Genomic DNA, 13,319 nt, shown 5'->3' with positions numbered 1-13,319 from the left:
CGCCTCCTTGAGGTCTCGCGTCGGACCCGTACGCCCGCGCTCACTGAGCCTCGCGCCCCCGCCCGTACGCCCTGACGTGCCTGCGCCCTGACGCGCTGACAGTCCGACCCGCTGACCGTCCGGCGCGCCCCCACCCGCGTCAGCCGGTCGACTCGCGCCAGCGGTTGGTGATCGGCAGGCGGCGGTCCTTGCCGAAGCCCTTCGCCGAGATCTTCGTGCCCGGCGGGTACTGCCGCCGCTTGTACTCCGCCGTGTCCACCATCCGCAGCGTCCGCGCCACCAGTTCCTCGTCGAACCCGGCCGCCACGATCGCGTCCTTGCCCTGGTCCCGGTCCACGTACAGCGCCAACAGCCGGTCCAGTACGTCGTAGTCCGGCAGCGAGTCGGTGTCCACCTGACCGGGGCGCAGCTCCGCGCTCGGCGGCTTGGTGATCGAGTCCTCGGGGATCGGCGGGGTCTGCCCGCGCTCCACGGCGGCCCGGTTGCGCCACCTCGCCAGTTGGAAGACCGCGGTCTTGTAGACGTCCTTGATGGGCCCGTACGCGCCGACGGAGTCGCCGTACAGCGTCGAGTACCCCACCGCCAGCTCGGACTTGTTGCCCGGCGCGAGCACGATGTGGCCCTCCTGGTTGGAGATCGCCATCAGCGTCGTGCCGCGCAGCCGCGACTGGAGGTTCTCCTCCGCGAGCCCGGTCAGGGAGAGCGAGTCCATGTACGCGTCGAACATGGGCCCGATCGGCACGGTGCGGAAGTTCAGCCCGGTGCGCCGGGCCAGTTCGGCCGCGTCGTCCTTGGAGTGCTCGGAGGAGTACTTGGACGGCATCGAGACGCCGTAGACGTTCGGTGCGCCGAGGGCGTCACAGGCGATGGCGGCGACGAGCGCGGAGTCGATGCCACCGGAGAGCCCGATCAGGACCGATCCGAAGCCGTTCTTGGCGGCGTACGCGCGCAGGCCGACGACCAGCGCCGAGTACAGCTCCTCCTCGTCGTCGAGACGGTCCGCGTAACCCCCGGTCAGCTCCCGCTCGTAGGCCGGGACCGGTTCGTCGGAGAGCACGACGTGATCGATGCGCAGTCCGTCGTCCACGACGCCCGAGGGGATCTCGCCGGCGGCGGGCAGCTCCAGATCGAGCACGACACAGCCCTCGGAGAACTGCGGCGCCCGCGCGATGACCTCGCCCGCCGCGTCGACCACGATCGAGTCGCCGTCGAAGACCAGCTCGTCCTGACCGCCGATCATCGCCAGGTAGGCGGTGGTGCAGCCGGCCTCCTGGGCACGCTTGCGCACCAGCTCAAGACGGGTGTCGTTCTTGTTCCGCTCGTACGGCGACGCGTTGATCGAGACCAGCAGCCCCGCCCCGGCCGAGCGGGTCGCGGGCACCCGGCCGCCGCCCTGCCAGAGGTCCTCGCAGATGGCGAGCGCCACATCGACGCCCCGCACCCGGATCACGGGCATGGTGTCGCCGGGCATGAAGTAGCGGAACTCGTCGAAGACGCCGTAGTTCGGCAGATGGTGCTTGGCGAAGGTCAGCGCCACCTCGCCGCGGTGCAGCACGGCGGCGGCGTTGCGCGGGGAGCCCGGCGGCCGGCCGTACCTCGCCGGGGCGCTCTCGGCCCGGTCCAGGTAGCCGACGATGACGGGCAACTCGCCGAAGCCCTCGTCGGCCAGCCGGGCGGCGAGCGCCAGCAGGGCCGCCCGGGAGGCTTCCACGAAGGAGGAGCGCAGGGCCAGGTCCTCCACGGGGTAGCCGGTCAGCGCCATCTCGGGGAAGGCGACGAGATGCGCTCCCTGCTCGGCGGAGTGACGGGTCCAGTCCATGATCGCCTCGGCGTTTCCGGCGAGATCGCCGACGGTCGAGTCGATCTGATTCAGGGCGAGGCGAAGTTGAGGCACGCCGCCCAGTGTAATCGTCTTTCTGACGCGATGTCCTGGGCGGGCGGTGTGGGACACCCCACGCGGGGGTGTCCCACGGGGGTCACCTCCGGTAGCCGAGCACCGTCATCATGCCCGCCTCCGCGTGGTAGACGTTATGACAGTGGATCATCCAGAGCCCCGGATTGTCGGCGTCGAAGTCAACGCTCAGGGTGCCGTTCGGCAGGATGATCGCGGTGTCCTTGCGCGGGCCGCCCGGCGTGTTGGCCAGGGCGAAGGTGTGGCCGTGCAGATGGAGCGGATGCCACATCCCGGTGGGGTTGCGGAAGGTCAGCCGCACGCGTTCGCCCGCGCGGACCGCGTGGCGGCGGCTCGGCGAGTACGGCTTGCCGTCGAAGGCCCAGTCGTACTTGGCCATGGTCCCGGTCAGCTCGATCGCGATCGTCCGGTCGGGCTTGCGGTTCGGCAGCGCGACGGACGCGGCGGCCCGCAGCTTCTCGGCGGTCAGCAGCCGCCGGGAGAGTTCCTTCGGGCGTACGGAGGGGCCCGGGGCCGCTCCGCCACCCGTGCGCAGCAGGGCCAATGCGGCGGCCTTCTTGCCCTCGGCGACCGCGGTGAACGGGAAGACGCCGGCGCCCGCCGTCACCAGGACGTCGTAGCGCTCGCCCATGCCCAGCAGCAGGGCGTCGGTCTTGGCGTGCTCGACCGGGAAGCCGTCGGTGTGGGTCACGGTCATCTCATGACCGCCGAGGGCGACCCGGAAGGCGGTGTCACCGCCCGCGTTGATGATCCGGAGCCGGATGCGGTCGCCGGGGCGCGCGGTGAAGGTGGTCGGCGCCGTGGGGATGCGGCCGTTGATCAGGTAGTACGGGTACGCCACGTCGCCCGCGTCCCCGCCGAGCAGATCGCTCTTGGCGCCCATCATCATCCGGGACGGCCCCTTGGGGTCCGGCGCCTTCTTCGCGGAGACCTGGTCCAGGGGGGCCGAAGCGCCGTGCCCCTCGTGCCCGCCGCCGCCACTGCCGCCGCCGCCCGTCATCCCCTTGCGGAGTTCGGCCAGCACGGCGTCCGGCGTCGAGCCGTCCACCCCGTCGACCCAGTCGTCCAGCACGATGACCCACTCCTTGTCGTACGCGAGCGGCTCCTTCGGGTCCTCGATGATCAGCGGCGCGTACAGGCCCCGGTCCTGCTGGACGCCGGAGTGCGGGTGGAACCAGTAGGTGCCCGGGTGGGCCAGCGCGAAGCGGTAGGTGAACTCCGCGCCCGGCTTGATCGGGCGCTGGGTGAGTCCGGGCACGCCGTCCATGTCGTTGCGCAGGGCGAGGCCGTGCCAGTGCAGGGACGTCGTGTCGGGGAGGTTGTTGGCGAGGGTGAGCGCGAGGGTGTCACCGGCGGTGGCCCTGACCTCCTGGCCGGGGAGCCGGTCCCCGTAGGCCCAGGACCGGACGGTCCGGCCGGCGCCGAGGTCGAGCGGGGTGGCGACGGCGGTGAGCCGCACCTTCCGCTCCGGCCCCTTGCCGCGCTTGGCCTCGGCGGCGGCGACTTCCTCGCCGTCGGGCGCGATGAATCCTTCGGGGGTCGCGGTCTTGCCGCCACCGGCGCCACCGCCGTGCCCGGCGTGTCCGCCACCGCCGTCGGACTGGGAACAGGCGGCCAGTGCGCCGGTCGCGGCCACGGCGAGGGACGCTCCGACGACGGAGCGGCGGGTGATGTGCGTACGCATGACTGAGTGCACCTCATGGTGATGTCGATAAGGGCATACGGATGGGGCGCGTCCGCCGCACGGGTGGGCGGCGGGGGCGCGGCCGGGGGGCTTGCCGTCGGGATCGGGCCGGGCACGTGAGACCGGCGATCCGTCGGGCAGGGCCTAGATCCGCAGTACCGACAGGCGCGCGAGGAGGTGTCTCGGGGGTGGCGGTTCGGGCCAGAGCGCGCGCAGTGTCCGGGCGCCCGTGCCGCCGGTGGTGACGGCCCGGAACCAGCGGCCGAGCCAGGCGCCGGCGACGACGAGCAGGGCGACGGCCCAGGCTCCGAGCACGGCGAGACAGACCAGCGAGGGGTCCATGCCGTGCCCCTGGTGCTCACCGTGGTCGCCGTGCCCGCCCTGCCCGCTGTGGTTGGCGGCGGTGGCGGTGAGGTGCGCGGCGGTCTCCGGGGCGGGTACGGGCGCGGGTGCCGATACGGGCGCGTGGGCCGTGCGTGACGCGGGGTCCGTGCCGGTGCCGGTCCCGGTGGTGCTGGTGGGGTGCCCGGTCGCGGGGTTGTTGTGAGCCTTCGGGGCGGCCCCGGTCGCGGTGCTCGGCGACTCGGTGCTCGGCGAACCGGTGGGTGTCAAACCTCGAGGTGTCGCACCGGTGGGCGTCGAGGAGGCGAGGGCCGGGAAGGCGTACATCGGGACGGTGGGCGCGGCCGGTGCGGGGAGGGCCGTGGCCGCCGCGGCCGGTGGCGACGGGTGTCCCACCGTGTGCATCGTGGCGAGGCCGAACAGCAGGGCGACGAGCAGCAGCAGCCGCTGCCCCGCCCGCGCGTCGCCGATCATCGCCATGGTTCCGCATCTTACCCCCACCGGGTATACGTACCGCCGCGCCCCCGCCCGGTCGGCGATCATGGGGCCTATGACCGCCGCCCTCATAGCCATCGGCGCCCTCGTCTACACGGCCTGGCTCCTCGAATTCCCCGCCGCCACGGGCCTCGACCCCGTCCAGAGCTACGTCAGCGAACTCGCCGCCGAGGACCAGCCGCTCGGCGGTCTCTTCCGCACCGCCGACCTCACCGCCGGGCTGCTCGTCCTCACCGGCGCGCTCTGGGCACTCGCGCGGACGCCCCGCACCCCCCACAGGGCCTGGGCGCTCATCGGCTGGGGCGGAGTCGCCCTCTTCGGCGCCGCCACCGCCGTCGACTCCCGACTGCCGCTCAGTTGCGCGCCCACCGACGACCCCGCGTGCGCCGCCCGGGAAGCCGCGGGGCTCGTCCCCGCCACCCACACCGCGCACGCCGTCAGCTCCTCCGTCGCGATGACCGGCGCGCTCATCGGGATGCTCGCACTCACCGTCGCCGCCCGCCGCTACGGCTGGTGGCCGCCGATCGCCCGCTACGGCCCCGCGATCGTCGCCGTCGAACTCACCGCCACGGTCTGGACCCTGTCCTCCGTCGCCGCCTTTGAGGCCGGCCGGGGCACCTGGGCCCTGGGTGCCGGGCAGCGGCTCCAAGTGCTGTTCGTGGCAGTCTGGCTGGGAGTCCTCGCGCTGTCCCTGGCACGCGCGGCGCGGCGGGGCGGTACGGACCACGGCGGGATACGGCTGGACGGGGCGCGATGATGTTCGTACGGATCGGTGGGGTACCCCACCATGTGGTGGTCGAGGGCAGCGGTCCCCCCTGTGTGCTGAGCGCGGGCCTCGCGCTGAGCTGGTTCGACTGGGGCCCCGTCGTCCCGCTGCTCGCACCGCACCGCACCGTCATCCGGTTCGACCGCCCCGGCCACGGGCTCAGCGCCCCCGCCGTCGTACGCCCCTCCGCCACCGGCGAGGCCCACCGCATCGCGGGCGTACTCGACGCGCTCGGCATCGACGAGCCAGCCACCGTCGTCGGGCACTCCATCGCCGGGTTCCACGCGGAGGCGTTCGCCCGGCTGCACCCGGCCCGTACGGCCGCCGTCGTGCTGGTCGACTCCAGCGTCGAGGAGTCGGCACGTACGCCCGCCGCGCCCGGCGCCCGTACCGCCGTCAGCCGGCTGGTCGGCGGGATGCTGAGCGCCGTCGGAGCGCCCGCGGCCCTGGGGCCGCTCGCCCGGCGCGTGACGGTCCGGCTCTCCCGCGCTGGCGGCGGCGATCCGGCACCGGCCGACGTCGTACGCCGCTGCTACACGACCTCACGCGTCACCCGCGGCGCCCTGCTGGAGAACGCCCACTACCGCGCGGTCGCCGCCGAACTCCTCGCCCTGCGGCCGCGGTACCCCCTCCCGGAAGTACCGGTCACGGTGCTCGCCGCGACGGCGGGCGGGCGCCGCTGGACCGCGCGGCAGCAGGCGCTCGCCCTGCTGTTGGGGGCCCGGTTCCGGGAGATCGGCCAGGCCGGCCATCTGCTGATGCTGGACCGGCCGGACGCGGTGGCGGACGCGGTGCTCGTCAGCGGCCGGGTCGCCCGCCCCGGCCGCTGACGTCCGCCGCCGCGCCGGGGGCGGTAGGCGTCGCCTGGCCCCCGCCGCCGCGCCGGGGCGTCAGCGGCGGACGCGTCGACCCGGAGTCGGTCCCGCTAGCCCCTCGCGTAGACGCGCTCCATCCACTCCGCCAGTTGCTCGTCGGAGAGGTGCTGCGCCAGATCGGCCTCGCTGATCATCCCGACCAGCCGCTTGTTCTCGATCACCGGCAGTCGCCGGATCTGGTGCACCTCCATCTCCTGGAGGATGTCGTCCACCCCCGAGTCCGCCGAGATCCAGCGGGGCGTCCCCTTGGCCATGTCACCCGCGGTGACCTTCGCCGGATCGTGCCCCATGGCCACGCAGCCGACCACGATGTCCCGGTCGGTGAGGATGCCGCAGAGGCGCTCATCGGCGTCGGCGATGGGCAGCGCGCCCACATGCAGATCGCGCATCAATTGCGCGGCCCGGTCGAGCGTCTCGTGCATGGGGATCCACTGGGCCCCGGCGTGCATGATGTCCTTGGCGGTGGTCATGGCGGTAGCGCCTCCTCGAAACCACTGACGGTGCGGGCGCACTCATCGTCATGTGGGCCATTGGGAGTACGCGACCCCTGTAGACCAAACGGGTGAAAGTGGACAGACCTCGACCACGCGCCGAGCAACGGCGCACCACGACGAGTGAAGGCGGACACGTGGCACGACTCACCCTGCGGATCATCGGCCGGGAGCTGCCGGGCCGCACCTGCGGCGAGTACCGCGACGTCCAGGTGGGCACCCAGCGCGGCCGCGAGCCGGACCAGCTCGTCCCGGCCGACGCGGCCGAGGTGGTCTTCGAGATCCCGGTGGAGACGGTCACCGCCGCCGACGGCACGGCGGACTTCCGCGGTCCGTACGTCCAGGGCCCGCGCGGCGCCCGCTTCGTCTACCTCACCTGGGGCGAATTTCCCCCCGGCGGGGAGTTCACGATGTTCCGCCGCGCCAAGTTCCACCTCGCCGACCTCCCGGAGGGGGCGGCGGCCGGTGGCGTCGCCGAGACCTCACTCGGTCTCACCGACGACACCGGGATGCCACTGTGCGCGGGAACGCGTCCGCCCCGGATCGCCTGGCGGCTGACCGGGGCGGACGCGGTCTCTTAGGCCCTGCCTCCCTGAAGGCAGGGTCCTGTCGCGCTGAGGGCTCGGACGCCGGTAAGCACCCACGCCCGGTGACCCGGTGACCCGGAGATCCGGTGACCCGGAGATCCGGTGACCCGGTGACCCGGTGACCCGGAGCCCCAGGGGCCGGCCGGGCCCCAGGATCCTCAGGCGTTCCAGGCTCTCCAGGTGCTCAGGTGCGGACCTGAGCGCCCCGCTTCCTCAGCAGGTCGACCATCAGCTCGACCTCCGAACGCTGCGCGTCCACCATGCCCTGGGCGAGTTCCCGCTCCGGGGTCACCTCGCAGAGGTCGACACAGCCCTGGGCCATCGTCACCCCCGCGTTGTGGTGGACGATCATCAGTTGCAGGAACTCGATCTCCGCCGCCTTGCCGCTCAGCCCGGTCAGCCGGGCCAGCTCCGCCTTGGTGGCCATGCCGGGCATCAGCGAGCCCTCCCCGGCCGGAGCCGTGGAGTGCCCGCCGTGTCCACTGCCCTCGCCGGCCATCCAGGCCATCGGAGCGGCGTCCGGCGCGACCTTCGGCAGGTCCCACAGATCCAGCCAGCCCAGCATCATGCCGCGCTGGTTGGCCTGGGTGTTGGCGATGTCGTACGCCAGTCGGCGCACTTCCTCGTCCTGGGTGCGGTCACGGACGATGTACGACATCTCCACCGCCTGCTGGTGGTGGAGCGCCATGTCCCGGGCGAACCCGGCGTCCGCCGAGTCCGCCGTCGGGGTGGCGGGCCGCCCGCTGTCACCGTCGCCCGCGGAGGCCACCGTCGCGGCCCCCGCGAAGAGCAGCGCCAGCACGACGGCGGCTATCGACGCCCAGTGGGTGCGGGTCATTCCCATCACTTACCGGACACTCCGCCCGTGCAGGCCGCGCCGGGCTCGGGGGTCTGCTTGCCCTGGACGTACTTCGTGAAGAACTGGACGACCCGCTTGTCGCTCGCGTCGTCGATGGTGACCTGCTTGCCCCAGGCCGTCAGCATGATGGCACCGGTCTGGTCCTTGACCGGGCTCATCATCGAGTACGGGGTGTCCTTGACCCGCTTCTCCAGCTTGCTCAGCTCGGCCTTGGGCGCCTTGTCGTTGTACGAGACCCAGACCGCGCCGTGCTCCAGCGAGTGCACGGCGTTCTCGTTGGGGATCGGTTCCTTGTAGACGTCGCCGTTGCAGTTCATCCACGCCTGGTGGTGGTCGCCGCCGACCGGGGGCTTCTCCGGGTAGCTGACCGCCTTGTCGACATGGGTGCGGCCGAGCTTCTTGGGATCCCAGGACTTCTCGCCCGTGATGGGCTCCTTCGACATGGCGACTTCCTGCTGCTGTTCGTCCGATTCCTTGTTCAGGACGTAGACGCCGAAGCCGACGAGCCCGGCGACGACCAGGCCGCTGACGCCGATGGTGATGATGCGGCTGCGGCGCTCGCGCGCCCGCTCGGCACGGCGCATGGCCTCTATTCGGGCGCGGCGGTCGTCGGTGGTCTGCTTGCGAGCCATGAGTTGTCGTCCTTCATCATCAAGTGGTCTGGGGGGTGGTGACGCCGCGGAAACGTGGGGTGACTAGGTCCGCAGCACCTGAAGGACGTGCAGGTCCGGAGCGCGCGGCTGCGAATCGGAGTGCGGCGGCCGGGCGCCGTCGACCGGCCGGTCGAGCCGTGCGGGCTGCTCGGCGGCGGCGATGGGCGAATCCGGGGGCGGCACGGTGAGCACGGCGGGACCGGTCACCGGCAGCAGCCCACAGGCGCCCCGGTCGTACGGACACGTGTACGCGGGCACGACGGGCGCCGAGGGCGATACGGTGATCATGGCCCGGAACCGGTCGGCGGTGCGGTGGTGCTCGGCGGGCGGGCTCAGACAGATGAAGAGCGCGCCAACGAGCGTCGCCACAGCACTCAACAGTGCCGCGGGACGCGCGCCGCGTGCGACGAGTCTCCGTCGTTGACCCCCCATGGCCGCTGATCGTAGCGAGAGACGCCGCCGCGCACCTCATACGGGGCGCCGATAAAGCCAACCGGTCGGGGACGGGTGCCCGCGGAGCCCCTGGTGATGGGGTCGAGGGGGCCTCAGGGTCGTCTCCCGGTGGCCGCTGACCCACAATGGGGCTCAGCCCGGGTTCGCAACCTGCCTGAAACCCGTGGATGGGATGCTCGCGGGAGCCGGCGGCTTGACCAGCAAGGAATGGGTGGAAATGGATAAGCAGCAGGAATTCGTGCTCCGTACGCTGGAGGAGCGCGACATCCGCTTTGTGCGTTTGTGGTTCACGGATGTACTCGGCTTTCTGAAGTCGGTGGCCGTCGCCCCCGCCGAACTCGAACAGGCGTTCGATGAGGGTATTGGATTCGACGGGTCCGCCATCGAGGGCTTCGCGCGGGTCTATGAATCCGACATGATCGCCAAGCCGGATCCCGGCACTTTCCAGATCCTGCCCTGGCGTGCGGAGGCCCCCGGCACCGCCCGGATGTTCTGCGACATCCTGATGCCCGACGGTTCGCCGTCGTTCGCGGATCCGCGCTATGTCCTCAAGCGGATGCTCAACAAGACCTCCGACCTGGGCTTCACCTTCTACACCCACCCGGAGATCGAGTTCTTCCTGCTGAAGGACAAGCCGCTGGACGGCAGCCGTCCGGTGCCCGCCGACAATTCCGGTTACTTCGACCACACACCGCAGAACGTCGGCATGGACTTCCGCCGTCAGGCGATCACCATGCTCGAATCGATGGGCATCTCGGTGGAGTTCAGCCACCACGAGGGTGCGCCGGGCCAGCAGGAGATCGACCTGCGTTACGCGGACGCGCTCTCCACGGCCGACAATATTATGACGTTCCGGCTGGTCATGAAGCAGGTGGCGCTGGAACAGGGCGTGCAGGCCACCTTTATGCCCAAGCCGTTCAGTGAATACCCGGGCTCGGGAATGCACACCCACCTCTCCCTCTTCGAGGGCGACCGGAACGCGTTCTACGAGTCGGGCGCGGAGTACCAACTCTCCAAGGTCGGCCGCTCTTTCATCGCGGGCCTGCTCAACCACGCCGCCGAGATCTCGGCCGTCACCAACCAGTGGGTCAACTCCTACAAGCGCATCTGGGGCGGCTCGGCCCGCAGCGCCGGCGCGGGCGGCGAGGCCCCCTCGTACATCTGCTGGGGCCACAACAACCGTTCGGCACTGATCCGGGTGCCGATGTACAAGCCGGGCAAGACCGGCTCGTCCCGGGTCGAGGTCCGCTCCATCGACTCCGGCGCCAACCCCTACCTGACCTACGCCGTCCTGCTGGCGGCCGGCCTCAAGGGCATCGAGGAGGGCTACGAGCTCCCGCCCGGCGCCGACGACGACGTCTGGGCGCTCTCGGACGCGGAGCGCCGGGCGATGGGCATCGAGCCCCTGCCGCAGAACCTGGGCGAGGCCATCGCACTGATGGAGCGCAGCGAACTGGTCGCCGAAACCCTCGGGGAGCATGTCTTCGACTTCTTCCTGCGCAACAAGAAGCAGGAGTGGGAGGAGTACCGCAGCGAGGTCACCGCCTTCGAACTGCGGAAGAACCTGCCGGTGTTGTAAGCGCAGGTCAGATGATGTTTCCCGAGCCTGGAAACAGTCAGGGCCGGAGGCGGAAGCGCTCCGGCCCTGAATCCCCCGGCGGGGGGAGTCCCGGACCGGGGAGGCTCAGGCGTTGAACTGCTTGGACTGTACGACCCCGTCGGCGCTGAGTATCACCGAGAGGTATCCGTTGTGCACATTCCAGGCCGGGTAGCTCTCGATCTCCCACGGGGCATTGACGACACCCGGTCCGCAGGGCAGTGAGCCCGCTCCCGACGCCCCGGCGATCGGCATCATCTGGATGGCGTTGAACTCGACCGCCACCGTGCTGCCGACGGGGTCGGTACAGGTGTAGGTGCCGCCCACGGTGATGGTCCCGGAGGTGAACGGGTACGCGGGGGGCGTCACGGCGGCCCACTGGAGCTCTAACGCCCTGGTCTGCTGGACGGATCTCGGTGCGGTCGGTGCGGTCGGTGCGGCGACGGCCGGGGCGGCGGTGGCGAGCGCGGTGAGGCCGGCGCAGACCACCCCGGCGCATACGCGCCCTCGGGACAGGCGGGACGGACGGGGTGTACGGGGGAGGCGGTACGGGCGGGGCATGGCGGGCTCCTTCGGGTCGTGGCCTCGCCGCGCGACAAGGCGGCGGGCTCTCGGTCCAGACCCTCTTCCCCCGGTCCGCCAGTCGCACACCACGGCAGGCGATGAAGCAACGTCCTTATGGGGAAGGTGCGTTGACCGAGGCGACCCCGCGCCGGCGCGGGCCTGCGCTTCCCCACTCGTTCATTCCGGGGGTTCCGCGATCAGCGCGGTGGCCACCTGCCGGAAGCCGAGCCCCGCGTAGATCCGCGCCACGTCCTCGTCGCCCGCCGACAGGAACACCGTGTCCACACCGAGCGAGCGCGCGTCCGCCACCAGTGCCGCCGTCACCGCCCCGCCGAGCCCCCGGCGGCGGGCGCTCGGCAGCGTGCCCACCCCCACGATCTCGCTGACCCGCCCGACCGGCTGGTGCTGGCCCGCACAGAGCGCCGCGCCGTCGGCCAGCGCGGCGACCACCCGGGTCAGTCCGGCCCGCAGCCGCGCCGCCGACTGCTCCAGTGACCCGTCACCGGCCTGTTCCCTTACGAGCGCCGCCAGTTCGGCGACCCCGGCGTTCCCCACCCCGGTGCCGGGCGCGGCGAAGGCCAGATGGGGCACGGCCAGCGCACCCGGCAGCGCCGGATCGTCCGGCCCGAGCGTCCGTACCACCACACCGTCCGCGCGCTCCCGGGTCACCGGCTCCGGCCCCGGATCCGGCGACTCGGCGGCGAGCACCATCAGGGGGTGCTCCCGCACCACGAGCCCGGCTCCCTCGACGGCGACACGCAGCCCCGGCGTGGTCTCGGCGACCCACTCGAAGCTCTCCGGGACCCCCGCCTCCCGCTGCCGCGCACGCACCCGGCGTACGTCATCGGCGCTCACCGTCTCCGCCCGCCCGAGCGTCGGACGCGCGTAGTACGGCCAGCCGGGCCCGTCCCGTACGAACAGGGTCAGCGACCCGAAGTCCTCGGCGCGGGCGGCGGTGCGGGGGACGGCGTCGTAATACCGTTCCAGCCGGTCGAGTACGTCGGCTCGCCGGGCGGGGTCAAGATCGTCGGAAGTCATCCGGAGCATCCAAGCAGAAGTTTGACGGGGCCAGGCCGGGCGGGGCGGCGGGAGACGGGCTCAGGAGATGCGGACCGCCGGATGTGCGGAGACCCTGGAAGAGCGGGGGAAGTGTGGCGAAGGGATACCCCATGTCCGTGATGGACAAGCTCAAGAACATGCTGAAGGGTCACGAGGCCCAGGCCGATAAGGGCATCGACAAGGCGGGCGACGCCGTCGACAGCAAGACCCAGAGCAAGTACAGCGGTCAGGTCGACTCAGCCCAGGACAATCTCAAGGGCCGGTACGGGACGGGTGGCCAGGGACAGCCGCCGCAGACCTGACGCGCCGCGGCCCCAAGCGGTGGCGCATGGCTTCGGCCCCGCTCCGGACGCGTTCCGGAGCGGGGCCGCTGTGCCTCGGTGAGCCGCACCCCGGGCCCACGCGGACCGGTGCGTGCCGATGGCGGGTGCCCGACGGGTCGCGTGGTGGGTGGGGCGGGCCCGCCCCACCCACCACGCGTGGCGGTCAGTGCCGAGTGCGGGGCGTCAGCGCTGCGAGAGCGGCGCCGGGGCCTCCTGGATCGCCCAGCCGTTGCCGTCCGGGTCCTTGAAGAAGAGGAAGGAGTTCCACTCGCCGCCAGCCCCGTCCTCCCAGCCGTTGGCGCCGACGCGCTGTATCTCGCCGACCTCGACCGAACGCTCCAGCAGGGCCGCGCGGGCCGCCGCCAGGTCCGTGACGCAGAGCTGGAGGCCGCTGAGCGAGCCGGGGGCCATCTTGGGCTGGCCCGGGTTGTCCGGCTGGCCGCTGGTCAGGGTGATCGAACAGCGCGAGCCCACGGGGGTCAGCTGGATCACGCGGATGCCGGGCGCCACTTCCTGGTCGAGGTCGACCTTGAAGCCACAGCCCTCCTCGTAGAACTTCTTCGCACGGTCGAGATCCGTGACCGGGACCGTAATGACCTCAAGAGTCAGCTCCATCGCTGAAATCCCCTCGTGTTGTGGTAATTCGGCATGTCATCGTG

Annotated in this window: 15 protein-coding genes; 5 read left to right on the top strand and 10 right to left on the bottom strand. The window is 71.7% G+C overall.

From position 1 onward, the window contains the following. Window positions 1-139: 139 nt before the first annotated feature. The 3 genes from ACH4S7_RS02320 to ACH4S7_RS02310 all read right to left on the bottom strand — a co-directional run bounded on the left by ACH4S7_RS02320 (window position 140) and on the right by ACH4S7_RS02310 (window position 4,418). Window positions 140-1,894, bottom strand: coding sequence for an NAD+ synthase (locus tag ACH4S7_RS02320; RefSeq protein ID WP_398519154.1), 1,755 nt, complete (start codon window positions 1,892-1,894; stop codon window positions 140-142). A gap of 82 nt (window positions 1,895-1,976) precedes the next feature. Further along, on the bottom strand, window positions 1,977-3,596 hold the full coding sequence (locus ACH4S7_RS02315; protein ID WP_398519153.1) for a multicopper oxidase family protein: 1,620 nt from the start codon (window positions 3,594-3,596) through the stop codon (window positions 1,977-1,979). Window positions 3,597-3,740: 144 nt separating this feature from the next. Further along, entirely contained in the window at window positions 3,741-4,418 is a 678-nt protein-coding gene (locus ACH4S7_RS02310; protein ID WP_398519152.1) for a hypothetical protein, read from the bottom strand. 70 nt (window positions 4,419-4,488) lie between these two features. Here ACH4S7_RS02310 and ACH4S7_RS02305 point away from each other — a divergent pair, with 70 nt between their 5' ends. Together ACH4S7_RS02305 and ACH4S7_RS02300 are read left to right on the top strand one after the other, a co-directional pair. After that, the gene (locus ACH4S7_RS02305) at window positions 4,489-5,190 is read left to right on the top strand and encodes a DUF998 domain-containing protein (protein ID WP_398519151.1); all 702 of its coding nucleotides are present in this window, start codon (window positions 4,489-4,491) and stop codon (window positions 5,188-5,190) included. After that, on the top strand, window positions 5,187-6,029 hold the full coding sequence (locus ACH4S7_RS02300) for an alpha/beta fold hydrolase (protein ID WP_398519150.1): 843 nt from the start codon (window positions 5,187-5,189) through the stop codon (window positions 6,027-6,029). Before ACH4S7_RS02305 ends, ACH4S7_RS02300 begins: the two co-directional genes overlap by 4 nt. 95 nt (window positions 6,030-6,124) lie before the next feature. Here the strand turns inward: ACH4S7_RS02300 and ACH4S7_RS02295 are convergent, their stop codons facing one another. After that, window positions 6,125-6,544, bottom strand: a complete 420-nt coding sequence (locus ACH4S7_RS02295) for a CBS domain-containing protein (protein WP_398519149.1) — start codon at window positions 6,542-6,544, stop codon at window positions 6,125-6,127. Window positions 6,545-6,702: 158 nt separating this feature from the next. On the opposite strand from ACH4S7_RS02295, the gene ACH4S7_RS02290 reads away from it, so the two are divergent. Further along, on the top strand, window positions 6,703-7,146 hold the full coding sequence (locus tag ACH4S7_RS02290) for a DUF5990 family protein (protein ID WP_398519148.1): 444 nt from the start codon (window positions 6,703-6,705) through the stop codon (window positions 7,144-7,146). Between the two features lie 190 nt (window positions 7,147-7,336). Here ACH4S7_RS02290 and ACH4S7_RS02285 read toward each other — a convergent pair whose 3' ends face one another. The 3 genes from ACH4S7_RS02285 to ACH4S7_RS02275 form a co-directional block, all read right to left on the bottom strand. Then, entirely contained in the window at window positions 7,337-7,990 is a 654-nt protein-coding gene (locus ACH4S7_RS02285; protein ID WP_398519147.1) for a DUF305 domain-containing protein, read from the bottom strand. A gap of 5 nt (window positions 7,991-7,995) precedes the next feature. Further along, window positions 7,996-8,643, bottom strand: coding sequence for a DUF3105 domain-containing protein (locus ACH4S7_RS02280; RefSeq protein ID WP_398519146.1), 648 nt, complete (start codon window positions 8,641-8,643; stop codon window positions 7,996-7,998). 63 nt (window positions 8,644-8,706) lie between these two features. After that, on the bottom strand, window positions 8,707-9,033 hold the full coding sequence (locus ACH4S7_RS02275) for a hypothetical protein (protein ID WP_398519145.1): 327 nt from the start codon (window positions 9,031-9,033) through the stop codon (window positions 8,707-8,709). Between the two features lie 301 nt (window positions 9,034-9,334). Between ACH4S7_RS02275 and ACH4S7_RS02270 the strand changes: the two genes are divergently transcribed. Further along, window positions 9,335-10,696, top strand: coding sequence for a glutamine synthetase family protein (locus ACH4S7_RS02270; protein ID WP_398519144.1), 1,362 nt, complete (start codon window positions 9,335-9,337; stop codon window positions 10,694-10,696). 105 nt (window positions 10,697-10,801) lie between these two features. On the opposite strand, the gene ACH4S7_RS02265 is transcribed toward ACH4S7_RS02270, so the two are convergent. Both ACH4S7_RS02265 and ACH4S7_RS02260 read right to left on the bottom strand, forming a co-directional pair. Then, window positions 10,802-11,275, bottom strand: a complete 474-nt coding sequence (locus ACH4S7_RS02265; protein ID WP_398519143.1) for a hypothetical protein — start codon at window positions 11,273-11,275, stop codon at window positions 10,802-10,804. Between the two features lie 180 nt (window positions 11,276-11,455). Next, window positions 11,456-12,316, bottom strand: a complete 861-nt coding sequence (locus ACH4S7_RS02260; protein ID WP_398519142.1) for a GNAT family N-acetyltransferase — start codon at window positions 12,314-12,316, stop codon at window positions 11,456-11,458. 131 nt (window positions 12,317-12,447) lie between these two features. Here ACH4S7_RS02260 and ACH4S7_RS02255 point away from each other — a divergent pair, with 131 nt between their 5' ends. Continuing rightward, complete coding sequence (locus ACH4S7_RS02255) at window positions 12,448-12,639, top strand: antitoxin (protein ID WP_398519141.1); 192 nt, start codon at window positions 12,448-12,450, stop codon at window positions 12,637-12,639. A gap of 204 nt (window positions 12,640-12,843) precedes the next feature. On the opposite strand, the gene ACH4S7_RS02250 is transcribed toward ACH4S7_RS02255, so the two are convergent. Beyond that, entirely contained in the window at window positions 12,844-13,275 is a 432-nt protein-coding gene (locus ACH4S7_RS02250) for a VOC family protein (RefSeq protein WP_398519140.1), read from the bottom strand. Between the last annotated feature and the right edge of the window lie 44 nt (window positions 13,276-13,319).

The organism is Streptomyces sp. NPDC020965 (assembly GCF_044333555.1).
GTDB lineage: Bacteria > Actinomycetota > Actinomycetes > Streptomycetales > Streptomycetaceae > Streptomyces.
Note: the sequence above shows the minus strand (reverse complement) of the source record. Positions and strands in the feature narration are given on the sequence as shown.